The organism is Odoribacter sp. AF15-53, from assembly GCF_003479425.1.
In the GTDB taxonomy this organism is placed as follows: domain Bacteria; phylum Bacteroidota; class Bacteroidia; order Bacteroidales; family Marinifilaceae; genus Butyricimonas.
The window spans coordinates 637,078-662,322 of the sequence record NZ_QUHC01000001.1 but is presented as its reverse complement, the minus strand read 5'-3'; the positions used below and the strand labels follow the sequence as shown (position 1 = coordinate 662,322).

Sequence of the window (25,245 nt, the reverse complement as noted above, 5' to 3'; positions counted from 1 at the left end):
ATTCTAACTTTGCGAATAACCAATGTTGAAACATGGAACGTGTGCAAACTAACAAACAGGCCTGCTCGACTTTCGAGCAAATATTCAAACAACATTACCGGACGCTTTGCTTCCACGCCATGAGTCTAGTAAATGACTTGGATGCCTCCAAGGATATTGTTCATGACGCCTTTCTCAGTCTATGGAACCACTGGAACTCGGTCGATTTCTCCCGTCCCATACTTCCCTACCTGCTCAATCTCACCCGAAACCGGGCCCTCAATTACCTGGAACATCAAAAAATCCGACATACTCACATGCAGCAGCATCTTGCCGATGATCCGACCTATACCCTTTCCGACGATTCCGCACGAGAAGAGCTTATTGAACAGATCATGGAGCGAATCAACCATCTCCCCGAACGCTGCTCACAAGTCATGCAACTCTGTTTCATAGAGTGTAAAAAATACAAAGAAATCGCTGAAGAACTCAACATTTCCGTCAACACCGTGAAAACCCATATCTCCCTTGGTCTAAAAACCTTACGGGAGGAATTTCCCGCTTCCCTGCTACTGCTCATTCTCTCGAATCCAAATTCACAGACGTAACAACCTGCCTCTTTAATTTCAAGACACTATCTTGTAAATATTCCATGTATCGTTCATCCCTCTTGTACTCTCCTATCCGGATAAGCGGTTTCGTCTTACCGTGAAAATCACTCCCGCCCGTCATCAATAAATTTCTCTGTTGCACGACATGAGCAAAATAATCCATCTGACGTTCATCATGATAATTATTAAATACCTCCATTCCACAAGCCCCTCGATCCAGTAATTTCTCAACTAGCTCCTCTTTTCCCTTTAAATTCAAGCCAGGATGAGCTATAACCGGTATTCCCCCGTTATCCATAATCAATTCTATCACATCCTTATACTCCATATAATCAATCTTCACGTACGCGGGCTTTCCCTGAGAGAAAAAATCATGATAAAAATTGAGATACGGCATGTCGCCCCTCGCTCCCCCCGCTTGGTAAGGCAATAACCCCGGACACTCGTATTTTTTATCCCCTAGCAAAACTTCCGCAATCAATTCACCCGTGGGAAGTTTTTCCCCGGCCTTATTCAAAACTTCTCCCGCATCCACCTTTATCCCCAAGCGATCCAGATTATCAATCATACCGGAGAAAGAATCCATCACCTTCCGGGAAATATCTTTCTCCAACTCCTCAAAATCCCGACTTTGCCAGTCAACACCAAACCCCAAGACATGCAAGTCAACCCCGTTAAACACGCAATCAATCTCGATCCCCGGTATAAAATCAAGTGCCCGTTCTCTAGCAATCTCAATAGCTTCACGAGTTCCCCGCACGCTGTTATGATCCGTAATCGAAAACGTATTCACCCGATTCTCAACACATGCCCCCACTACCTGCAAAACTTCCAATTCCCCGTCGCTACTATACGTGGAATGAATATGTAAATCTATTTTATCCATTATCTTTATCATTAAATATCCTGAATCGCTCTTTTGCCTTACTCAACTCTTCCTCGTCAACATCAATATCCGGCACGAAAAACGAAGACTCGATCACCGTCTGTTTTCTTTTGACCATTTTCCAATTTCCGACAATCTTCCCGTTACACAAAATCACAGGATAAAATAACCCGAACGTATTGAAAGCCTTGGCATAGTACTCCGGATTTATGCTCATCGAACGATCTTTATAACTAATAAGATACTCGTCATAAGAGGGTAACAAATGCAAAACACGTTTCGTCCTTACCCTCCGTCCACAAGATTCATGAATAAACCAATCGTTCCCCTCCATACGCTCCGTGATCAGTTCCGCATCAATCAACCCGATCGCCTGTTTCGCCTCCGACACCGATAACCCGGACCACCATACAAAATCCTGTAAACTGGCAGGAGAATGACTCCTGAAATATTTTATAGCCAACTTTGCCAACGCCTCCTCCCGATGTAACTCGCTCGTTGCCGGGACACGCTCGTCCAACAACGCATAAGTCCTTTGCTTACCTTTATCCACCCCGCTACAGATAACCCCATCCACTTCCGCCCGTCCCACGAAACATCCGATCCGAGAATCATCAACAACAATACCCGCCCGACTCAACACCTCTCCGATTTCTTGACGAGTCAGACTCTTGTTACCCTCCAACGCGGCCACGATCAAATCATTACATTTACCATGTAACTCTTCTGTTATTTCATGATGTCGCCAATAAGATTCGTATGCCGACTTTATCCGCCTACCCGACAATTTTATCATCCAACGAATATCTTCAGCCGCCACCAGATGCCACGTCGGACGCATCACGTGAGTCCGCAAAATCTCCCCTTTTTCCAACGCTTCCTCCACCTTCTGCAAATTTGCCTTCTTCAACCTCACCCCAACGGCCCACTTCGCCATATTATAATCCTGCCCCTGAATCGCCCCCATCCACGCCACGAGCTCCCGAGGATCATCAAAACCCGGATTCACTAACTGCTGACTTCTCAATCGAATATCTGTTATCATATTTCCATTTTTGACAAAAATAAAAGAAAACTACCAGCAATAAAATCAAAAGACAACAAAATAATTCCAAGCTATCCAACGATTTCCTGTTATACCTAGTTCAATTAATAGCCACGGATGAAAATGTGAAGATTGTCAAAGTTACTATTCTACTTAATTCCAGTACGATCATTGACACATTTACCTATCCCCTCTGAAACATATAACCTCTTTTACCCGTTTTATAAACAAAAATTGTTACTTGATTCTGAAAACCAACAATTATAACACGAATTATATGGTCAAAAAAATAGATTATTTTTCTTTGTTTGCTCGCATAGCTATTGCCCTAGGGTTCTTATCAGCAGTTGCAGACCGCTTAGGTTTATGGACTCCCTTATTGGGAAGTGAAAATGTTGTTTGGGGAAACATGAAAAGTTTTACCGCTTACACTGGAGTTTTATTGCCCTGCGTTCCAAAAATTTTGTTACCGCTATTTGCCTGGGCAGCCACAATAGCAGAAATCATTCTCGGCATACTGTTATTAATAGGTTTTCAAAAACGTTTGGTTGCTCTTCTTAGTGGTATTTTATTACTAACTTTCGCTTTTTCTATGTTGTTCTCTTTGAATATAAAAGCGCCATTAGATTATAGCGTATTTGCAGCTACCGCATGTGCTTTTTTACTTTACAAAGAGAATGGAACTAAAATATCACCAGCATCTCAAAGAACATCGCGAAATGCTATTTAAATCACTTGGTATCAACTAAGCTAGACAAAGATAGGTTCAAGCATTATCAAACAATCCCCAAAAACATTTTCTCCTCCTACCCATCCATCTTGCTTTAATTTATCTACCGTCTTTACCCTCAACTCTGGTTCATGCTTATTCACAGAAACAGCAAATAAAGTTCTCAAATCGATAGCAATATCATATACTAAAGAAACCTTTTGCCCTCATGTTATCAGTAATCCATTTACGTCTTAGACTCCTATCCGTCCCCTCAAGTAATTTATCAATTACATCTTCACTCAACTCGTTACCATTAGCATCTCTTATTTTCACTTCATAAAGTTTCGGACGATCACTCCTATCAAAAGTTATGTGTTCCTGGTTTACACCCGCCAATAAAGGATGTAAAGGACGCATCGCCGAAATAGATATACCCTCTAGAATAACGAATCCAACTATAGCAGAAATGCTAACTGTTTATCCAGAACTCCTTTTATACAACCAACTTATACACCAACAACTTCCCCTCAAACCCCACCAAAGAAAAATTTTCTAAAAAAATATCTTTTTTCACCCACCCATTTTCCAAGTTCACCTGTGAATATAACAGAAAGGAGAAAATAAAGAAAAATGGAAGAAAAACACGAAAAGATAGAATACATTCTAGAACGACTTCGGGAGCCGGAACGGTTATTGGAGGAAGAATTCGTGAGCTGGCTGCAGGAGGAGACGAACAAGCGGGTGTTCGAGGAGGTGATCACGAACCGGATGGCATTTCTACAAAAAGAATATGGCCAGCAGGTGGAACCGGAGCTGGAATGGCAACAACTGTGGAAACAGATGCAAGAGGATACCCACACCTTGAAACCGGACAGGAAGAGAAGAAGAGCCGAACAGAAAATATGGTACTCCGTTGCTGCCGGGATATGCATATTACTAGCCTTGGCAGGTGGTTGGTTGTTACAACAGAAAGACAATGACAAACCTATTCTTTCTGCAAAAATGGAACACGTGGGAAAACGAAGTGCCGAGTTGATTGTATCCACGGGAGAAATTATCGACCTGTCACGATTGGAATTCAATCAAAAGGTAGTAGATGGAGCGTTAATCACAAACGACACGATGAAAATGCTCTCCTACCGGGGGGATTCGAGAAAAATAACGGGAAAATCCCCGACCGACAAGGAAGAACAAACATCACAGGACATCGTGTATCATACCCTACGCATCCCGGCCGGGGCCGACTATCAAGTCACGCTAGCCGACGGGACAAAAGTATGGTTAAACTGTGAATCAACATTACGATACCCGGTGGAATTTGGAAAAGAGCAACGGGAAGTCTTCCTCGACGGAGAAGGGTACTTCGAGGTAAATAAGGCTGCAGAGTGGCCATTTATCGTGAACACGGAAGGTATGAAGGTACAAGTGACGGGAACAAAATTCAACGTGAAATCCTACTCCACCGAAGCTGTCGTCCATGCCACCCTCGTGGAAGGTTCCGTGCGGGCATACACCGATCATACGCACGTCCAGCTAACCCCTTCCGAACAATTCAGGTTAGACAAGACGACCGGAAAAACGTCCGTGCAAAAAGTAGATACGGAAGTTTACACGGGATGGATCGAAGGCATGTTCGTATTCCGCAACCAACGTATGGAGGAAGTGATGAACGATCTTGCCCGGTGGTACAAGATGACGGTATTCTACTCTTCCCCGGAAGTGAAAGACATCCGTATTTCAGCTAACTTGGGTCGATACGAAAACATTGACGACTTACTGGAAATTATCAACGAAAGCGGTAAAGTGGTTGCCATCCGCAAGGCAAACACCATTACCATTCACGCCCGATAATAAATAAAGGATCGGGGCCTGCGCCAACATTTCCCGATCCTCTGTATTAATTAGTTATAATTAAAACATTTCAAAGGTATGAAAAAAAGATGGAAGAGTGATTTTCCGTTAAGGGGAAAATTGCAAAAAATTATTAGATGTATGAAACTAACCTTTCTATTACTTACGTGTTTCGTGGTCCAGACTTTCGCAAGTCTGCACGCACAGACGGTCACGATCAAGAAACAAAACGCCACCCTGGAAGAAGTTATCTGGGAACTCAAGCAGCAAACTCATTTCACGTTCATGTACAACAACGAAGATATCATTCCCGTAAAAGGTATCAACTTAAACGAGACGGAAGTTGACGTGGAAAAGATTCTCGAAAAATGCCTGAAACACACGAACCTGGAATACGTCGTCTTAAACAACGCTATCGTCATCAAGCTAAAAATCAGTACAATGGATGAAAAGAAATCCATCACTCTGAAAGGCTGGGTACACGACAAGAAAAAGACCCCGATCCCAGGCGTAACCATAAAACTTGCCAATACCAACATCGGAACGGCCACGAACAACAATGGGTGGTTCTCCTTGCAACTTCCCATAACCAAAGGCACGCTAGAATTCTCGTTTGTCGGTTTCAAGTCCCAGAAAGTAAATTTCACGGAAAGGACGGACACGCTCCGCATTACCCTGGAAGAAGATATTCAAACCCTCGACGAGACGGTTGTCGTCGCCTACGGGACAACAACCCGCAGGAAATCAACAGGAGCCGTTTCCGTGGTAAAAGCGGAAGAATTCAAAGGAATTCCGTCCGCCAACATCGCCAATCTTTTACAAGGACGCGTGGCAGGGCTTGACATCACCAATCTTTCCGGGGCCCCCGGTGGCGGTGACGTGGCAATCACGGTCAGGGGATACAACTCGCTTGACGTTGAAGCCGGGCGAAGATTCTCGAACCCATTGTGGGTAATTGACGGGGTTCCTTTAAATTCCTTCACCTCTCCCATCACGGGTACGAACCTACTGTCAGACCTGAATCCCGACATGATCGAATCCATACAGATACTAAAAGATGCTTCCTCTGCGGCGATATACGGTTCGAGAGCGGCAAACGGGGTAATCATCGTGACAACAAAGAAAGGGAGACAAAACCAGAATGCCACCTTTTCCGTGAACTTCTCCGAAACATGGAGCATTCTCCCCGAATTCCCGGCACTAACAACCGGACGGGCCGAAAGGTTACTACGTCTGAAAAGCACTGAAAACCGGTACCGTGCCTACTTGGACAAGAAAACCAACAGTTACAAGTACCCCCAAAGTCTATGGGAGCAATACGAGAACACCCAAGGAATGTACAACGGGTTCTGGTACCCGGACAAAAACAACGTGCCGGAAGGAAACGGAAGCATGTATCAGGATAGCCTGAATGCTTTCTACAACCACTCGACCAACTTCTTCCCCATCTATTTCGAAACGGGTAAAGTAACAAACGCAAACGTACAAACTTACGGCGGGAGCGAGCGAGTTACTTACGGCATCGGGTTGGGCTACTACAACGAAACGGGTGTTTTCAAGGGAACCGGGTTCAAACGTATTGACTTGAATTCCAACATGAGTGTTATCCCAGTTCCTAAATTAAACGTCGATATTCGCTTCAACGCCTCCCTGGCACAAAAGAAAAGGGCTTCCTCCAGCGCTGACGACCACTTGCGCTTCAGTGGAGCCTTGGTCCCCGTTGAAACCATCCCCGGCGAACCCTACAAACTTTCCTCGTTGCTCCCCGGCGAGAACTCCGTCGTGTGGCAGGAAGTACTAAAAGCGTACGAGGGAACCAAAGAAACGAACCGGGCGATCCGCCTGCGCAGCAACTTCCGGCTGGGTTACGACATCATCGATGGCCTCAACATATCAAGCTCGCTTGCAGCCGACTACGCCATAAGTCGCAGGAACTATTTCTCCCCCTCGTACCTGTCCAGTGACAACAACTCCATTTCAATCGGCGAGACAGGCATCAACCTCATGGTTTTAAACGAAAATCTATTAAGCTACAAAAAGATCATCCAAGAAAACCACGGCATTGATTTCATCGTCGGCTTCTCCTACCAGTATGACCAGGAAGAATACAATGGAGGATCAGCCCGGAAATCACCGAGCGACAAAATCTATTACGCCCCCTACGGGATGCCGGACCTTGAAACCGTGGGCTGGGGTGATTACACTGAAGTACGGGCACTAAAAGACTACCAGTCGGACATGCAGGAAAAATCACTGGTATCCTACTTTGCCCGCTTAGAATACGGCTACAAGGATAAATACCTCTTTTCTGCCAGCATCCGCCGAGACGGCAGTTCCACGTTCGGAAAAAGCAACCGTTGGGGAACCTTCCCTTCCATTGCGGCCGCATGGAGCTTCTCGGAAGAAGATTTCATACGAGATAACTTCGGTTGGGTATCCTTCGGAAAACTCCGAGCCAGCTGGGGGCGTTCGGGAATGCATTTCTCCCAGAACTACCTGGCCCTGGGGATCATGAATGTCGGGGGAACCTCCTATCTCGGAAACGGCTACATCGAGCCACAATGGGGCGATGGCCTTTACAACAATGAATTATCCTGGGAAGAAACAGACCAGTACGATTTCGGACTGGACCTCGACATGTTCGACCACCGCTTGAGCATCACGATAGATTATTACTACCGTTACACCGACAAACTACTGGATCGCGTACGTCTACCGAGTGCCGGGATAAACACGGGCTACAACATGCAATGGAGGAACACGGCCGCCGTGTCGAATGAAGGATTAGAACTAATGGTCAAATACGAGATATTCCGCAAACCCGATCTATACTGGAAAATATCCGTGAACGCCGCCCGCAACTGGAACCGTTTCGAGAAATCATACACGGGCAAGGACCTGGATGGCGTCAGGGTCATCGGGAAATCACTAAACGGGGTATACGCACTAAAGACAGACGGGTACGTGAATTACCAGGAGGAAGTCCCTGTCTATTACAACCAAATAGGAATAAAAGCACCCTTGGCCTCTGAAATGGGAAGTGCAACCTTCTACAAACCGGGAGACTACAAATTCGTGGACGTGGACGGCAACCGCAAAATAACAGCCTTTGACGACGAGGTATATTGTGGCAGCGCCCTCCCAAAAATCACGGGAGGAATCGTGAACGAGTTCCAGTGGAAAAACTTCGATATCAACCTATTATTAAGCTTTCAACTAGGACGCCACATGTTAAACATCACTCGCACAAGAACCTTATCCGGCTTCGGGGCCGCCGAATACCCGGCAATCGTGATGAACCTCGACAAGGTATCTTTCTGGGAAAAACCCGGCGACACCCCCGACTTTCCGAAATGGCAATACGACTGGGACACCTACCTGTGGGGCGGGCGATACGTTGACCGGAATGTTGAAAAAGTAAACTGGTTAAAGATTAAAACCCTCTCCATCGGCTACACCCTACCTAAGGTCTGGATGCAAAAATGCGGACTGGGAGAACTCCGCATCTTTGCCAGTGGAGAAAATCTATGCACGTTCACCAACTACTCCGGCATCGAGCCCGAAATCGTGGACATTCGCAACGGCGAGGACGTGGGAGCGTCTTATCCCCTAGCCCGCAAACTAACGTTAGGTCTAACATTAAAATTCTAAACGATGAAAATACGATACATCATTTTAACGTTCCTCGTGGCATTCATAACACTATCCTGCGAGGACTGGATTGAACTAAGACCGGAAAACTCCGTCACCTTCGAAAACGCCTTCGACACAGAGAAAGACATCGAAGCCGCCTTGTTCGGGACCGAACAAAGCCTGCGGGTAAACATGACTGCCGCCTCCTGGCAACCGCAAACACGAGGGGAATACTCGGATTATCGTTCAGCCAATTCCGATGATTTACTGGTCGAACAAAATCCCCTGTATTACGAAGGCCAATGGTCGTGGAACTACAACGTCATAGCGTCCGCCAACGTCCCGTTACCCTATCTCGACAAAGTAGAAATGCCGCAAGAAAGACGGGACTTTTACAGGGGGGAAATCTCCTTCTTCAAAGCGTTCATCTACCTGGATTTAATCCGTCGCTGGGGTGACTGCGTGCTAATCCGGGATGAAGTCGAACTGAAACCGATCGGCAAAACCTCCTGGCCCAAGGTAGCCGACCACGCCATCAGCCTAGCCAGAGAAGCGATACGCCTCCTGCCGGAATGGGACAAATTGAAAGAATGCAACGGTAACCCGGTAACTCACCGCGCCCGCCCGTGCAAAGGAGCCGCACAAGCGGTACTGGCCCATTTATGCGCGTGGAAAGCGGGATGCAAATACATGGCTCTGCCGGAAGACCGGGACTACGACGAACAACAACTCTGGCGGGCGGCCGATTCCGCCTGCACGGCAATCATAAACAGGCGCGACATCTACGATCTCGAAGCGACCCCCGACGAGGTATGCACCAAAACATTCGTGGACGGCGGCAAAGAATGTATCTTCGAAAGCGTCTTCCGGGGATACTGGAACGAGTTTGACGAAATGAACGAATCAAACTGGACAAACCTTGGACGCCATTACGAAGCCTACCCAGCCATCACGGGTAAAAAAACCGGTGACAACAAGAAAACATACTACCGGATATTAAACTCCACCGTACGCGAAATGTTCAAAGAATACACGGTAAGCAACATCACCGTGCACGATTCGCGCCGGGACGCCTGGTTCTACGAATTCGAAACCATGGAACAGGAAAGCGAGGAAATCACCGGGGGATACGCCTATCCCTACAAATGGCGTTACGCACGGGTAGCGACCGATGGGTGGCAGGCCGGGAATTTCATCAACTTCGACCAGAACAAACTATTCTGGAGATTGGCCGACATCTACCTATTACGCGCCGAATGCCGGGCCCGGCTGAACGACAGGACGGGAGCCATCGCCGACTTGAACACGATCCGGGACCGAGCGAACGCCCAACGATATGACGAATCCGAGTACGACGGGAACCTACGCTACGCCATATTCAAGGAACGGGAGAAAGAACTGCTAATGGAAGGCAGTCGCTACTTCGACGTGCTGCGCAACGGGTATTACAAAACCGAACTCTATGGCAACTTCCGGAACGTCTCCGATCAGGACGTGGTCGACGGCGTGTTCTTCAACTCGCTCGAAAGCGCCCTGTTTTGGGACAACCCCTTGATGCGCCAAAACACCTACTGGCTGAAACGACAATAATAAAATCCACCATCTAAACAAAGAGAGATAATGAAAGCAATCAAATATACATTCGTTTACGCGCTCATTCTGATAGGATTCTCCGCTTGTGACACCAAACAAGACTGGCTGGACACGGGCATCTGTTCGCCTTATCACGATTGTAGCATCATGGACTATTTACGAGGGGATACTGCAAATTGGAAACTAACGGTCGAGCTAATCGAGCGGGCCGGGCTCACGGACCTTTTCGAGGGAACCGACCCGGCCTACAAGGAAATCACCTTCTTCGCTCCCCCGTCCCTCTCCATCCTTCGCCACGTGTGGGATCAAGCCACTGGGAGAGAACAATTCCCCGGGGAACCCGATCGCTGGAGAGCCCTCACCGACGATGAGAAAGATCACCCGGAACGTCTGGTACAAGCTCTCGACAAGGACTGGTGCCGGGAAATGGTATTACGCCACGTCATCAAAGGTAAACACCTGAAAGACGATATCGCCTTCCGCGACCGGAACCACGACATCGAGGCGGAAGAACAAACCGGGGGTACCGACCTCACGGCTGAAAGCGGAAACAAACTACGCGCCTACCGCGAACAAACCAACTATGGAGGCGTGCCCGACGCCGGGGCCATCTTCATGTACCTCTACTCCTTCGACGTCATGGAAATGGTGCCGTTGGCAACCCCGGACATTCAACCACTAAACGGCGTGGTTCACGCATTAAACTACAACTACGTGTTGGGAAAAATCTAATTAAAACTCGAAACGATGAAAAACTTAATCATACTAGGAACATTTATCCTTGCCGCATACCTCGTGACTGGCTGTCAGGATGTAACCATCGGTTTTCTGCAAACGGAAAACGCAAGCTATAACCCCGATTCCATGGTCGTGAAAAAAGAACTGGATGTCACACCCCCCAGATTGGAAGAAGTCGACAACCCGATATATTACGAACTACTGGAAGAAGACCCCGAATATTACACACCGGAAAAACTCACCAGCTGGGGAATCTACCCGACACAAATCATCGAGGTCGGGGCCGGCGAAGACTATCAGCGATCTCAATGGGGACAACCCTGGGTAAGCAACCCCATCGAAGGAGTTGACGGAACGAACCAGATTCACGTCTCCATCAAAGAAATCAAAACGACCGCAGGAAACGCCGTCAAGATGCGTGAATACCTGAAAGTCTACGGTGACGGAACCTTTGAAGTACCCCTAAAACACAACATTCCCATCGGGCGCTACGTAATCTCGCTGAATTTTAGCAACGAAGGCTACTCCAAAGACGTGGAGGACTGTTTCACGATAATCGTGAAATAAGTCCGAGTCGAAGGCTCTTGAGTCCATAAAGTCATGGACCCCTGCGGGGCGCTTTATTCACGGCAGCTTCGGCTACCGTTAAACCCCGTCCGAAGGACACCCGTAACTTTATGGACTTTTAGATTTTAGATTGAGTGATTCCCGATTCCGTGATTCAGCAGTACAAGCTGCTGTTGACAAAACGCCCCGCAGGGGTCCACAGACTTTATGGACTTTATAGACTTTATGGACTTTAGGAGCCTTCGGCTCGACTTTATGGACTAGAGTGAAAGCGTTTTGACGCTTTCACTCCACAAACTCCTCGAACAACCTCTCGAACGTCACCTCCGGATCGGTCAGTAAACCGGGATGCGGGCGCGAGGTTTGGATAACCGTGCTGCGGACGGCCGTAAGCCAGCGAAAACGTTCCGGGATATCCAACCCGGCGATCGGTCCCCCGTCACGGGAACCCGAACAAACCTGATCGTACACCCGCAGGTTCTCCCGGATCACGCCGATGTCTATTTCCGGGAACAACATCTTCAACTTGGCCTCGTGAAGCATGTATTTCGCCCGCAGGAACTTCTTCCGCTTGGAAAACAGGATGATCCCCACGTTAATAAACTCCTCTCGTTCCACCCGCGGCACTACCCGGATAACCGCGTATTCATACAAATATCTCTCCTCTGGCATGTTGGGCTTCTTTTATAAATATATCCGAATGTGCCACCCGCTCCGTCAAGAAACGGGCGTACGTGTCGCGAATCTCCTCGTTCGATATACCCGGATCGTTCCAGTTCAACCAATCGTCGGGAATCAACCCCACAATCTCCCGGATTTTCCCTGGCGTGAGCAGCGCCTTCAACCCCGCATCCACCTCCGTCAACAAGCTCGCCTGCGGCAACAAGACGTGATTCTTCACTTCCGCAAACGGGCCAAAAGCATGCTTCTGCCAGTTTGTCCACGAGTAATGGAAATAGAGCGACGAACCGTGATCAATCAGCCACAACTCTTTGTACCACATCAGCAGATTCGTGTTGCGAATCGTCCGGTCTATATTCGTCAACAAGGCATCGAGCCAAACGATCTTCGAGGCCAACTCCGCATCGACCGCATTCACCGTGGGATCGAAAGCCAGCGCACCCGACAGGAAATGCAACCCCAGGTTCAATCCCCGGCTCGCCTTCAGTAAATCCTGAATCTCCTCGTCCCCTTCCGCCTGCCCGAAAGCCTCGTCAAGTTGCAGGAACACGAGTTCAGGAACACGCAATCCCAACACACGGGCCACCTCCCCGCCAATCAACTCGGCAATCAGAGCCTTCGTCCCGTGCCCGGCCCCCCGGAACTTCACCACGTACTTGAACCCGTCACCCGCCTCTGCCAAAGCCGGCAACGAACCACCTTCCCGCAAAGGCATGATATACCTCGTCACATTTTCCATTCGTAATTCCATATTCTCTCCCCTTTTAACAACAAAGATAAGGAAACAATTCAAAATTGAAAATGACCTACCCCCTCCTTATGCGGAAAGATAAACAAACCCGGGCAAACGCCTCAACTCTATACTGCGGTTCGGATAGCCAGCATATAGATTTGTAAAGTTCATAAGGTTTATAAAGTTTATGAACCTTATCGACTTATTCTAAAACTCGTAAGATTTCTTCTTTCTGAGAGGGATGAAACCAGTGGATTTCCGGGGAGTTACGGTACCAAGTGAGTTGTTTCTTGGCGTAACGACGGGTATTACGTTTGATCAAACGAATGGCTTCCTCCCGGTCGAACTTGCCGTCGAAGTAATCGAACCACTCCTTGTAACCCACGGTGTTCAAGGCGTTCAAGTGACGCAAGGGGTAAAGCGCACGGGCCTCGGCTTCCATCCCGTCCACCACCATCTGGTCCACTCGGTGATTGATACGGTCGAACAACTCCTCCCGGTCGCGGTTCAAGCCGATTTTCACGATAGCGAACTCCCGCTCCTTCACGCTTCCGGTTAGGAAAGAAGAGTAAGGTTGCCCGGTCGTCAGGCAGACTTCCAAGGCGTGCATAATTCGTTTGGCATTCTTCAGGTCGACCGTACCGTACGACACGGGGTCCAGTTTCTTCAACAACAGGCGCAACGCCTCGATTCCCTCCCGCTCATGCATCTCCTTCACGGACCGGCGCACCTCCTCGTCAACGGTCGGCATCTCGTCGATTCCCTTACACACGGCATCAATGTACATCATCGAACCGCCCGCCATGACGACGACCTCTCTCTCCTCGAACAACTCCCGTATTTTACGAAGGGCCTGCTGCTCGAACTCCCAACAATTAAAATAGTCGTGAACCGACTCTGTCTGTATAAAAAAATGAGGAACGGCCTCCAGTTGCTCTCGCCCCGGTACGGCAGTTCCTATACACATTTCTTTGTAAATCTGTCGTGAATCACACGATATGATCGACGTGTTATAATACCTGGCAAGCTCGATACTCAAATCAGTCTTCCCCACCCCCGTCGGTCCAAGTAATACGATCAGCGTCTTCAAGATATTAAATTTTAGATTCTAAATTCTAAGCTTTTAGTTTTTATCTTTCAAACTCCCTTCCCCTCCGGGACTCCCTCTATAAACAGAGGGAGAGCAGAGTTACTCTCCGGCTTCGGGCAAAATCTACAGCCCCTTTTCTGTTTATAGTGGAAACAGCCTTGTGCGATGGCATTAACCTGCAGACTTTAACTTGCCGAAGACAATTTAAAGCCTGTCAATATAATCATCCAGGCTCTCGTAACGCTCGTCACGATAGTACTCGTCACCGTCACGATCTTGACGGTCATCATCGTCGTAGTCTCCGCTACCACCAAATTCTTCCATGAAACTATCATCGTAGTCACCGTCGTACTCCTCCGCGGGCTTGTCGAAATCCCAGTTTTCGTTCTCCTCGTTATAGGAGAATTGTTCGGGAATATCACCCTCGCAAGCGATACACACCGGCATCACGTCCGAAGAATCACGGATATACTCCCCGGCATACTCTACCTTGTAATACTTGTTAGAGAAGAAATCATACACGTATTCCAGTTCAAGGCATCCCGGTTTGATGATATCGCTGATTTTCGTGTTGTCCATGACAAGATTCTCGCTCTCCTCGTCCTCCACAGCCATGTCCATCAATGCGATCTCTTTCACCCGGTTGCCCATCCGGTCAAGCGTGAAAAAAGAAGCCATTTGAGAACTGTCGTAATTTAACGTCTCAACAATTTTATCGTGAAATTGTTGGAAAGTCTGTTCACCCCCGACGGCAATTTCACATCTAAAATCCGAACTATTCGGTAAACTGATTTCAAATCTGTAGTCCATATTGTTATTTAATTTAACCTTGCAAAAACATTGATCCGACACTTAACGCCGTGATACCTAGTACCATCAAAAGCATAAAAGCTAAAACAGCCAACCCGATACAAATTCCGATAATGCCGCATATCCTCCCGGCTCGCAGATTCTTGAAAGAGGACTCCGTGTACTCGTTGGGATTAGCGTAATATGCCAACCTCGGCTTCGAGGCCAAAGCCACCGCCACGATCCCCAGAATAAGACCCACGAACCAGCAAAGTACTAAAGACAATATCCCTAAAATCAACACGGCGGTTGCGTTAGGAAGCTCTTTTTGTCTCGTTTCAATTATCTCCATTATCGCAATTTTAACAGGTCATTTAATTTGAGCAAATATGAAATTAAAATCATTATCAAGCAAACAAAATCAGTAAATTTTACGATCCCAGAACAATTTTTTTATTCTTGACCGAAAAACAACCACGGAGCCGTTCCCACAAAAACTTCTCGTGAAAAGTACATAAAGTCTCAAGTGTCCTTCGGACAGGATTTGGCAGAAGCCAATGCTGCCGTGGACAAAGCGCCCCGCAAGAGTCCATTGACTTTATAGACCTTTTTTACACGTCATGTACCACTGTCTCCAGGATATCCATCGCCTCCTTGATCAGGTTGATGTTCGCCTGTGACCCCATGTGTCCAATGCGGAAAACTTTCCCAGCCAGCTTACCGTAGTTGCCGCCCACTACCATCCCCTGCACTCGCAATTCGGAATCCAGACGTTCCCAAGTCATGTGTTCCGGCACGTAAATGGCGGTAACTGTCGGAGAACAAACGGCATCCTCGGCAGGATACAATTTTAATCCCATCTCTTTCACACGCTCGCGACAATAAGCGGCTACTTTTTCGTGGCGGGCAATACAACTCTCCAGCCCTTCCTCGAAAATCAACTCGCAGGCCCGGTGCAACTGAGCGGTTCCCTGCCAGTAGGGAGTGTACGGGAAACAACCCGTCTCCGGGGCTGTCAGGAAAGGCAACAAAGCCTCGTAACCGGCATAATTTACCTCTTTCACGATCTCCCAAGCCCGATCGCTCACGGACAGAAACGACATGTTCGCCGGGGCAGAAAGACATTTCTGCGATCCTCCCAGAGCCAAGTCCACGTTCCAGTCGTCAATATGTATAGGTGTACCCCCCAGACCCGACACGATGTCGACACATAATAAAGGTACACCATGTTTTTCTTTCAATTCCCCGATCTCTTTCACCGGGTTCATTGTCCCGCTGGGAGTCTCGTTCTGAACCATCGTGATCATCTTCGGTTTGAACTCCACGATCGCTTTCTCAATAGCGGCAAAGTCATGAAACGTCTCGTCATACCCGAAATCCAGGGTAAGCGCCTCGCATCCCAGAGACTTGGCCATATCCCCAAACCCTTCGCCGAATAACCCGGTGGAAAGCACCAACACCCGATCGCCCGGTTTCAACGTGCTCTTCAAGGCCGCCCACAGTACCAGCATACCCTCACCAGTCTGGATCACGACCCGACTTTGGGTCTTCATCATCTTTTGTAGTAATTTCTCCGTTTCCCGGTACAAGGTCAAATACTCGGGTTCAAAATCCGCCGACCCGAAATTCTGGGCCGCAACTTTCAAAATCTCTTGCGGGACTGTTACCGGTCCCGGCACCAATGGTATCATGTACTTTTCCATCTTAAACAATTTAAACTTTAACGTTCAAAACTCCTACAAAACTCTCGACAAGTATATTATCTCGCTCATTACGAGCCAACAAACTAAATCATCCTGTTTCCCATGGCTCGGTAAACGATAAACCGCAAGCTCTGGTTTGCAAAACTAGAAAAAGATTTGTTAAAAACATTATTCTAAGCTGAAAAATTAAATGCAATTCCAAGGGACAACCATGTACCACTTCTCTTAAAATTACCCTATTCACGAATACCACAGATCGAAAAGAATCCAACAAACCGTTCATAAAAATAAAATGTACTGACATTTTTATTTTATTACATTTTTGATTAATATTGTAACATATTACGAACTACAAACAAGGGAATTATGAATGTACACAATATTCATATTATTGCTCGTTATAATTTCAAATTATTATTAAGAAATAAACTATTATACTCTTTCTTCCTGTTTACATACGGTGTTATCTTGTATGTACTGGTACGGGAACAAAGTTTCCTACTTTCACCTTCTCAATCCAGTTTCAAGCACCTCCCCTCTTTCATCCCATACATGAACGTTTTCCTTTTTTCCACGTTTCAAACACTCCCGTTGATCGTGCTGGCTTGTCGTTTTTTGTACAAAAACAAGAATATCGACACACTGGAAGCCATATATTATCGGCCGGAAAGCAACAAGGAATACGTGTGGGGCATATTCTTAGCTTTCGTTTACACTTTCGGGGGTGCGGCCATTATATCCCTGGTAATTGCGATGTTAATCCATCTTTTTGCCACTACAGCACCTTTCGATATTACGATTTACTTGTTTTATTTATCTTCGATGATTCTCCCTTCAAGCGTGTTCTTGATCGGACTAACCTTTTTCTTGGTTAACCAGCTCAGAAATCAGGTTTTCAGCTTGATAATTCTCCTAGGATACATCGCCGCAACCATTGTGTATATCCGAGATTTTCAACAAAGCCTCCTCGACCCGCTTGGTATCACCCTCCCCAACACGTTCTCCGATTTCACTGGACATCCTGACCTAAAATCCTACCTGATGCAACGCGGATGTTGGTTTTTCCTCGGTCTAGGCTTGATCCAGTTAACGGTTATCAATTTTAACCGTATCCCCAATCATTCCGGGAAAAAAGGGAACACGATCGTCATGATATTATTTATGGCTCTCGGGGTATTATGTGGGGGAGCGTATTTCCTCTCTAATCAAAAGGTTTACTCACTCCGCCGGACCTACTCAACAATATACGATAAATACGAATTCGCAGGAAAAGCCACGTTGCTTTCACAAGACATAAAGTACGAGCAAAAAGGCGATCGGATGATTGTAAACAGTGAATTGCTCGTCCAAAACCAAACAAACAACGAGCTCGAAAGAATTATCTTTTACCTGAATCCCCGGTTAGACCTCATTTCTTTAACAAAGGCCGACGCAGATATACCATTCAAGCGAGAACACCAAGTCATTCTAGTTCAGCAATCACTAGCATCGAGGGATTCCCTAAGAATACACATGCGATACGAAGGGAAAATAGATGAAAACATCTGCTATTTAGACGTGCCAAACAAAATGCTCGCCAGTTTTGACCAACGAATGTACCAGGCTTGCCGCTTCGGGAAAAATCACGCATACCTGCGAGAAAATTTCACGTTACTAATTCCAGAAGTTTTATGGTACCCGACAACAGTCCCCCCCATATCGCTCCAACAAAAGCATAACCTTCCCAAGAATTTCGCACGTTACTCCTTGCAAGTATCTTCCCAAGGAAATCACAAGGTCATTTCCCAGGGTAAAAGCCGTGTTCTAGATAAAAAAATCATCTTCAAGAATGAACACCCGCTTCCCGGACTCACTCTTTGTATCGGCGACTACAGCTCCCACCAGATCGTTCTGGACTCGATTACTTACGAACTTAATATCTTAAAGAAACACGAATATTTGTTAAAAGCTCTCACGAATGTTCAGGATTTATCCATCCCAGAAATGATTCGAAAATTAAGATACCGAGCCGAATCGGGAACAGGAAGAAGCTATCCTTACGATCGTTTTGTATTGACAGAAATTCCAATTAATCAAGACTCTTATTTCAGAATTGAACGGGGAGGAAGCGAATTCGTCCAACCAGAACTTGTCTTTTTCCCGGAATGCGGGATCAACACACCTATTTACTTGCCCGTAAAATCCGCATACCGGATCAATGAAAATTTACAAGATTTTCTATTGAAAGAAGAATGTCCATACTATTCTTTCTCCTGGGAAAATATCTTGGGAATATATCGCCTGGGCCTTTCATATTACAAGGGTGATCATGAACGCTCGAACAACAAACACCAGACATCAGCCTTGTTTCTCGACCAAACAACTCACATATATTCAAAAGAATATCCTTTTATCAATAGCCTTATAAATTTGATCGTGCAAGACAACAATCCCACAAGCAAGGGAGGACGCAGGACTATCACGCCAGAGATTGAACGCCAAGCTATTGATTATTTAACAACAAAGAGCATTCAAGAGGCTATGCACGACAAAACGCTACATCCGACAGTCTTAAACACAATATGGACATTAAAAAGCAGAGAACTAGTTGATCAATTCGATTTTGAAGGGATACCACGGGATAGTCTCGTGGCATTTATCAACACTTTTTTAACACGACATCAATTCAAGGAAGTCGACTTTTACCGCTTTGAAAAAGAATTCGAAACGAAATTCTGCATCGGATGGGGACATGTCTTACCCACATGGTATACCCGTAATCAAATCCCCAAATACTTAGTTAAATATGAACCTATTGCCCGGGTTAATCGAAACAAAAACAAATATATTGGCCGGTTAGAATTCAGCATCTTCAACGATAGTAAAGTAGACGGCATAATAAATATTCAGATAAACACGGAATTACCGGGAGGCGTTGAAGCAAGAAGAGTCGCCTCGGCGGAGGGACGAAGAGAATTCGTATTCAATTACCGTAGTTACAAAATCGAGGCCGGAACAGGCAAACATTTCGCATTTCTGACAAACGACGTGCGAACGGTAGACTTGAATACTAACATTTCCCAAAATATGCCAAACAAACTGTCTCTCAACGCTACCGGATTCTTTACTCCCGACACGTCTCAGTTTACCCGTACCGTTACAAAAGATTACTTTTTACCAGATTCGAATGAAATTATCGTGGATAATGAAGATGAGGGTTTCAGAATAATGCAATCTATATCACGAATAAAATCATCCGACACCTCGACACCTACCGGCAAGTGGAAAACACACGTTACTCAAGACGGTTATGGCCTGTCTACCCGAAGTTATTTATACAAAAAAGCGACATCAGACACTTACAGTCTCGCATGGAGTGCCCAGCTTCCCAAGAAAGGAAGATATGAAGCGCTCGTTTATATTCCCCGGAACAGACTTTTCGTTATATTAAGCGGTCCGCAAAAATACAAAATCTTACCCCGGGGAGGGGAAGAGGAAATTGTTGTTACCGATAATATCCAACGACAACATGGATGGATTTCCCTGGGCTATTTTGATTGTTTACCCGGAGAAAGTAAAATCTATCTCAGTGACGACGGCAATGATAACCAAGTCATCTTCGGAGATGCTATAAAATGGGTTTATATAGAGTAAAACCAACAAAGAAAGTGGCCAGTAATAAAAATTCATATATTTATCACAAACCACTTTCATTCAATTATTCTACAAATGAAGAATCTTAATAAACTTCAATGGAGCTCTTACCTCCAGCAACAATATATCCTGTTTCATTTGTAAATCTAACCATTAATGTGCCATACCTTTAGGAATATCATCATTAACAGGCAATTGAAATCTGACACGTAGGCTCTCACCAATCATTACGGGTAATGTATTCTCTAAATACGCTGAAGCATCCCCATGAATTCCTGTATCATAATATGATCCGTCAGCCATCATAATATCAGCATCAACATTTAAACTAAAAATGTCATTTAAAAGCACATATGCTTCAATATACATCTCGGTGGTTGATCCCTGTTGTAATACAACAGGATTACCAACAGGTTGTCCCTCAACATTCCAATAAGTGAACAAAGGATCTCCTCCTAATTGATCAAAAATGATACAATACACTGCACCACAAAGAATTATCATGGCACTTAAAACCAATAATTTAATTTTTTTCATAACGTTTAGTATTAAGTAAATTAATACAAACAAAAATACAAATAAATTAATACTCAATAAAATATATTACATACATTACAATAAACATAAACCAAGCTCTAAAAATAGAGATTAAAGTTTAAATTAAAACTTTTCACAATTCTTCCCCTGTTCTTGAATTTTACCTGCGAAAAAACAAACCTATTCCGCTGCCAAATCGTCATAATAGCAAATAAGATGAAAAGTAGGTACATTTTTTGCTAAAAACAAAGAAGAGTACTTGCCAAAACAGGTTTGGATTAAATTAAAAATGTATATTTGTACTTTAATTAGAAATTAGTTTTTTAAGAATGAGTGGAGCAGAAAAATTAGTGGAACAAATAATTAAAACGCTGAACGAGAACAAGGGTGTTGATATTGTAAAGATTGATTTAAGAAGAATTGAGAACTGTTTCTGTAGTTTTTTCGTAATATGTCATGGAACTTCCAACACGCACGTGGCCAGTCTCACGGACTTTGCCCGCGAGGAGGTGAACAAGGAACTGGGAGAAAAACCATTACACGTGGAGGGAGAACAACAAGCCCAATGGGTGGTTCTGGATTATGGAAACGTGGTTGTACATATATTCCAGAAAGAACTGAGAGATTACTATCAACTTGAAGACTTTTGGGTGGACGCGGAAATAACGAATGTAGAAGAAAATTAAAAATAAAATATGGCTGAGAATAACAAAAAAGATAGCTTCAACTTTCCCCCGGTAGGCGGGAAAAATAACAGGAATCCAAAATTCAGCAGTTACTGGTCGTTTATCGTCATCGCTGCTTTCATTATCGGTTTCCAGTTTTTCAGTATGCCTTCGAACCCGGAAAGGATTTCATGGCAAAAGTTTAAAACGGACCTCCTTGCCAAGGGAGAGGTAAAAGATATTTTCATCGTGAAAAACGGGGGAAAGGCGGAAATCGTCCTAAAGCCCGAAAAGATCGAGGGACACAGCGAACTGGTGGCGAAAGGATTTAACCAGAAAAGCACGGGACCGCAATATTACGTGCCGTTCGGGACCCTGGAACAATTCGAGAAGAATCTTCAGGAAGCGCAGAAAGAGTACCCCGAAGCAGGCGACGTGGTCATTGACTACAAGGACGACTTCAACTGGGGCGAGATCATCATGTACTTCCTGCCGATCGCCCTGTTCGTGGGGATATGGATATTCTTCATGCGCCGCATGAGCAAGGGTGCTGGCGGCGGTGGTGGCGGCGGCGGTATTTTCAACGTCGGCAAATCCAAGGCAAAATTATTTGACAAAGAATCCAATATCAAGATCACGTTTAAAGACGTGGCCGGGTTGGCCGAGGCCAAACAGGAGGTAGAAGAGATCGTTTCCTTCCTTAAATCCCCGGATAAATACACCAAACTGGGAGGTAAAATTCCCAAGGGAGCCTTGCTGGTAGGCCCTCCGGGAACCGGTAAGACGTTAATGGCAAAGGCCATGGCGGGAGAAGCCAACGTTCCGTTCTTCTCCATGTCGGGATCGGACTTCGTAGAAATGTTCGTCGGAGTAGGAGCCTCCCGCGTGCGCGACTTGTTCAAACAGGCGAAAGAAAAAGCCCCCTGTATCATCTTCATCGACGAGATCGACGCAATCGGTCGGGCGAGAGGAAGAAACCCGAACATGGGAGCCAATGACGAACGGGAAAACACATTGAACCAGTTGTTGACAGAAATGGACGGTTTTGAGACGAATTCAGGAGTGATCATCCTGGCCGCCACGAATCGCGCCGATATACTGGACAGCGCCTTGTTGCGTGCCGGACGTTTTGACCGTCAGATATACGTGGACTTACCGGAACTGAAAGACCGGGAGGAGATTTTCAAGGTTCACCTGAAACCGTTGAAACTGGCTGAAGATATTGATTATTCATTCCTCGCAAAACAGACCCCGGGATTCTCCGGTGCCGACATTGCCAACGTGGCCAACGAGGCCGCCCTGATCGCCGCCCGGAGGAATAAACAGGCGGTTGACAAACAGGATTTTCTCGATTCAATCGACCGTATCGTGGGCGGGCTGGAGAACCGTAGCAAGGTAATCAAACCCAGCGAGAAGAAAACGATCGCTTATCACGAGGCCGGACATGCCACCGTATCGTGGTTGGTACAACACGCACACCCGCTTCTGAAAGTGACGATCGTGCCAAGAGGAAAAGCCCTCGGGGCAGCGTGGTACCTGCCGCAAGAACGCCAGATTACCACGAAAGAGCAATTGCTTGACCAGATGTGTTCCGTGCTGGGCGGTCGTGCCGCCGAAGAAATCGTGTTCGGACAAATATCCACGGGAGCGCAGAATGACCTGGAACGAGCCACAAAACAGGCTTATGCCATGGTAGCTATATATGGTATGAGCGAAAAAATAGGTATGTTGAGTTACTACGACTCCACCGGGCAGAGCGATTATAGCTTCACGAAACCCTATTCGGAGAAAACGGCCGAGCTGATTGACGCCGAGGTCAAAGCGATGGTCTCCGCAGCTTACGAGCGTACCAAACAAATATTAAGTGAACACAGGGAGCAACATCGCCAGGTGGCTGAACTTCTGATCGAACGGGAGGTTATCTTTAGCGATGACTTGGAGAATATACTCGGAAAACGTCCCTGGAAAGACGAAGAGGAAGAAATTCAACCTCAAGAACTATAAGCGGACAAGGGAATTTCCGATACAGTAAAACAGTATAAACTTTAAAAACCGAAGATTATGGACAATTGGGTATCTGTTTTTGAAACAACTGAAACATTCGTCGCCGAACGGATGAAAGAGGTGCTGATTGAAGCGGGAATTCCTGCCGTGGTTCTCAACCAACTCGATTCTTCTTACAAAGTATTTGGTGAAATCAACGTCATGGTGAACAAGGAGGATCTGCAAAAAGCCGAGACAGTTATAAAAGAATACAATGATCGTGAGTAATTTCCTGAAAAGGGCAATCAGCGGTTTGCTGTTTGTCATCGTACTAACAGGGTGTATTTTCATACACCCCATTTGTTTTTACATCCTGTTTTTTATTATCAACGTTTTAGGACTACTGGAGTTCAGCCGCATGGCCCGGCACATGAATGTCCACGTCAACCTCCCCTTCTGTCTTATATGCGGGAGCCTGTTGTTCACCGTCGGTTTCCTGCACAACTACATCGGTTACAAGGACGGTTACCTTTATTTCTTCCTGTTGACTTTTATCATGGCCATCTGCGAGTTGTATCGCAAGAAAGGAAACGGGTTCCAAAATATTGCGTTCTCTTACTACGCCCTGCTGTATATCAGCTTGCCTTTTACCCTGTTGATTTATTTACCGTTCATGACATCGGGCAAATGGATGCCGGAGATTATTTTCTTCCCCTTCTTGCTTGTGTGGGTTAACGACACGTTCGCCTACCTGTTTGGCTCCCAGTTCGGGAAACATAAACTTTTCCCCCGGATTTCCCCAAAAAAATCGTGGGAAGGAGCTATTGGCGGCGGGTTGAGTACGATCGTCGTCGGCTTGTGCGTGGCCCCTTATATCGAGGGTTACCGGATCGTTGACACGGCTATCATCTCGTGTATCGTGGTCGTGTTCGGGATATACGGAGACTTACTGGAGTCCATGTTCAAACGCAGTATCGAGATCAAGGATTCGGGTAATATCTTACCGGGACACGGGGGAATACTGGACAGATTTGACGCAATTATTTTTACAATTCCCGCTATTTTTGTTTATATGGAATTCATGTATTAACTTTGCCGACTGTTTTACTAACGTAACGAAATTAATATGAAGATACATAAAGCCGGACATATATTATTGTTTAAAGCATTCGTACTCATTGCTTTTATCAACGTACTCGTGTATGCCTTCATTCCTAGCATCATCGTTTTCCGGGCCGTACTAATCGTCAGTGGAATCTGTTACCTGCTTATGGTGAACTTCTTCCGTTTCCCGAACAGGCAAATCACAGTGAAAAATAATACCATCCTCGCCCCCGCCGACGGGAAAATCGTGGTAGTGGAAGAAACATTCGAACCGGAATACCTGAAAAAAGAATGTATCCAGGTATCTATATTCATGAACATCTTCAACGTTCATATCAACTGGTTCCCCATTAACGGAATAATCAAGTTTTTTAAATATCACCAGGGAAGATATATGGCAGCCTACCTGCCCAAGTCCTCCACTGAAAACGAAAGAACAACCATCGCTATCGAGGCAACCAACGGACAGGAAATCGTGATGAGGCAGATTGCCGGTGCCATGGCTAAACGTATTGTTTCATACGCTCCTGTCGGCGGGAAAGCCAGCCAGGACGAACATGCCGGATTCATCAAGTTTGGTTCGCGAGTAGATTTGTACCTGCCGCTAGGAACCAAGATTGACGTGAAACTCGGACAGAAAGTGACAGGATCGCAAACCCTTATCGGAACATTTCAAGAACCCGAATCCAAGTAATTACGTCACGGATTCGTA

Annotated in this window: 22 protein-coding genes; 13 read left to right on the top strand and 9 right to left on the bottom strand. The window is 46.0% G+C overall.

Features of this window, described 5'->3' with window-relative positions:
• Positions 1-41 precede the first annotated feature (41 nt).
• Entirely contained in the window at positions 42-587 is a 546-nt protein-coding gene (locus DWW52_RS02670; RefSeq protein ID WP_158582458.1) for an RNA polymerase sigma-70 factor, read from the top strand.
• Here the strand turns inward: DWW52_RS02670 and DWW52_RS02665 are convergent.
• The gene (locus tag DWW52_RS02665) at positions 556-1,476 is read right to left on the bottom strand and encodes a PHP domain-containing protein (protein ID WP_118713910.1); all 921 of its coding nucleotides are present in this window, start codon (positions 1,474-1,476) and stop codon (positions 556-558) included. The two genes, DWW52_RS02670 and DWW52_RS02665, sit on opposite strands and share 32 nt — an antisense overlap.
• Positions 1,469-2,521, bottom strand: coding sequence for a winged helix DNA-binding domain-containing protein (locus DWW52_RS02660; RefSeq protein WP_118713909.1), 1,053 nt, complete (start codon positions 2,519-2,521; stop codon positions 1,469-1,471). The genes DWW52_RS02665 and DWW52_RS02660 overlap by 8 nt, the downstream gene beginning before the upstream one ends.
• Before the next feature lie 277 nt (positions 2,522-2,798).
• Between DWW52_RS02660 and DWW52_RS02655 the strand changes: the two genes are divergently transcribed.
• The 6 genes from DWW52_RS02655 (at position 2,799) to DWW52_RS02630 (ending at position 11,615) form a co-directional block, all read left to right on the top strand.
• Positions 2,799-3,251: a DoxX protein gene (locus DWW52_RS02655; protein ID WP_118713908.1), complete on the top strand. Its 453-nt coding sequence runs from the start codon at positions 2,799-2,801 to the stop codon at positions 3,249-3,251.
• Between the two features lie 612 nt (positions 3,252-3,863).
• The gene (locus tag DWW52_RS02650; RefSeq protein ID WP_118713907.1) at positions 3,864-5,084 is read left to right on the top strand and encodes a FecR family protein; all 1,221 of its coding nucleotides are present in this window, start codon (positions 3,864-3,866) and stop codon (positions 5,082-5,084) included.
• Positions 5,085-5,225: 141 nt separating this feature from the next.
• Positions 5,226-8,735, top strand: coding sequence for a SusC/RagA family TonB-linked outer membrane protein (locus DWW52_RS02645; protein WP_118714292.1), 3,510 nt, complete (start codon positions 5,226-5,228; stop codon positions 8,733-8,735).
• A 3-nt stretch (positions 8,736-8,738) separates the two neighbouring features.
• Positions 8,739-10,307 (top strand): RagB/SusD family nutrient uptake outer membrane protein, encoded by a 1,569-nt coding sequence (locus DWW52_RS02640; protein WP_118713906.1) that lies wholly within the window; start codon positions 8,739-8,741, stop codon positions 10,305-10,307.
• A gap of 30 nt (positions 10,308-10,337) precedes the next feature.
• Positions 10,338-11,042 (top strand): hypothetical protein, encoded by a 705-nt coding sequence (locus DWW52_RS02635; RefSeq protein ID WP_118713905.1) that lies wholly within the window; start codon positions 10,338-10,340, stop codon positions 11,040-11,042.
• A gap of 15 nt (positions 11,043-11,057) precedes the next feature.
• Entirely contained in the window at positions 11,058-11,615 is a 558-nt protein-coding gene (locus DWW52_RS02630) for a hypothetical protein (RefSeq protein ID WP_118713904.1), read from the top strand.
• A 285-nt stretch (positions 11,616-11,900) separates the two neighbouring features.
• Here DWW52_RS02630 and DWW52_RS02625 read toward each other — a convergent pair whose 3' ends face one another.
• The 6 genes from DWW52_RS02625 to DWW52_RS02600 form a co-directional block, all read right to left on the bottom strand.
• The gene (locus tag DWW52_RS02625) at positions 11,901-12,287 is read right to left on the bottom strand and encodes a DUF3037 domain-containing protein (RefSeq protein WP_118713903.1); all 387 of its coding nucleotides are present in this window, start codon (positions 12,285-12,287) and stop codon (positions 11,901-11,903) included.
• Positions 12,262-13,047 carry a HipA family kinase gene (locus DWW52_RS02620; protein ID WP_118713902.1) on the bottom strand — a complete coding sequence of 262 codons (786 nt, stop codon included), beginning with the start codon at positions 13,045-13,047 and terminating at the stop codon, positions 12,262-12,264. The genes DWW52_RS02625 and DWW52_RS02620 overlap by 26 nt, the downstream gene beginning before the upstream one ends.
• 184 nt (positions 13,048-13,231) lie before the next feature.
• The gene (miaA, locus tag DWW52_RS02615) at positions 13,232-14,119 is read right to left on the bottom strand and encodes a tRNA (adenosine(37)-N6)-dimethylallyltransferase MiaA (RefSeq protein WP_118713901.1); all 888 of its coding nucleotides are present in this window, start codon (positions 14,117-14,119) and stop codon (positions 13,232-13,234) included.
• Positions 14,120-14,323: 204 nt separating this feature from the next.
• Positions 14,324-14,929, bottom strand: a complete 606-nt coding sequence (locus tag DWW52_RS02610) for a hypothetical protein (protein ID WP_118713900.1) — start codon at positions 14,927-14,929, stop codon at positions 14,324-14,326.
• A 13-nt stretch (positions 14,930-14,942) separates the two neighbouring features.
• A complete protein-coding gene (locus DWW52_RS02605) occupies positions 14,943-15,260 on the bottom strand; it encodes a CCC motif membrane protein (RefSeq protein WP_118713899.1) in 318 nt (105 codons plus the stop codon).
• 259 nt (positions 15,261-15,519) lie between these two features.
• Positions 15,520-16,611, bottom strand: a complete 1,092-nt coding sequence (locus DWW52_RS02600; protein ID WP_118713898.1) for an alanine--glyoxylate aminotransferase family protein — start codon at positions 16,609-16,611, stop codon at positions 15,520-15,522.
• Positions 16,612-16,977: 366 nt separating this feature from the next.
• Between DWW52_RS02600 and DWW52_RS02595 the strand changes: the two genes are divergently transcribed.
• Positions 16,978-20,244 (top strand): hypothetical protein, encoded by a 3,267-nt coding sequence (locus tag DWW52_RS02595; RefSeq protein ID WP_118713897.1) that lies wholly within the window; start codon positions 16,978-16,980, stop codon positions 20,242-20,244.
• A gap of 153 nt (positions 20,245-20,397) precedes the next feature.
• Here the strand turns inward: DWW52_RS02595 and DWW52_RS02590 are convergent, their stop codons facing one another.
• Positions 20,398-20,781, bottom strand: coding sequence for a hypothetical protein (locus DWW52_RS02590; RefSeq protein ID WP_118713896.1), 384 nt, complete (start codon positions 20,779-20,781; stop codon positions 20,398-20,400).
• Positions 20,782-21,110: 329 nt separating this feature from the next.
• Between DWW52_RS02590 and rsfS the strand changes: the two genes are divergently transcribed.
• Genes rsfS through DWW52_RS02565 form a run of 5 tightly spaced genes read left to right on the top strand, consistent with a single transcriptional unit; the run spans position 21,111 to position 25,227 of the window.
• Positions 21,111-21,467 carry a ribosome silencing factor gene (rsfS, locus tag DWW52_RS02585; protein ID WP_118713895.1) on the top strand — a complete coding sequence of 119 codons (357 nt, stop codon included), beginning with the start codon at positions 21,111-21,113 and terminating at the stop codon, positions 21,465-21,467.
• A gap of 9 nt (positions 21,468-21,476) precedes the next feature.
• The gene (gene ftsH / locus DWW52_RS02580; protein ID WP_118713894.1) at positions 21,477-23,450 is read left to right on the top strand and encodes an ATP-dependent zinc metalloprotease FtsH; all 1,974 of its coding nucleotides are present in this window, start codon (positions 21,477-21,479) and stop codon (positions 23,448-23,450) included.
• Positions 23,451-23,507: 57 nt separating this feature from the next.
• Positions 23,508-23,717 (top strand): putative signal transducing protein, encoded by a 210-nt coding sequence (locus tag DWW52_RS02575; protein ID WP_118713893.1) that lies wholly within the window; start codon positions 23,508-23,510, stop codon positions 23,715-23,717.
• Positions 23,704-24,519 (top strand): phosphatidate cytidylyltransferase, encoded by an 816-nt coding sequence (locus DWW52_RS02570; protein ID WP_118713892.1) that lies wholly within the window; start codon positions 23,704-23,706, stop codon positions 24,517-24,519. Before DWW52_RS02575 ends, DWW52_RS02570 begins: the two co-directional genes overlap by 14 nt.
• A 36-nt stretch (positions 24,520-24,555) precedes the next feature.
• Entirely contained in the window at positions 24,556-25,227 is a 672-nt protein-coding gene (locus tag DWW52_RS02565; RefSeq protein WP_118713891.1) for a phosphatidylserine decarboxylase family protein, read from the top strand.
• Positions 25,228-25,245 lie beyond the last annotated feature (18 nt).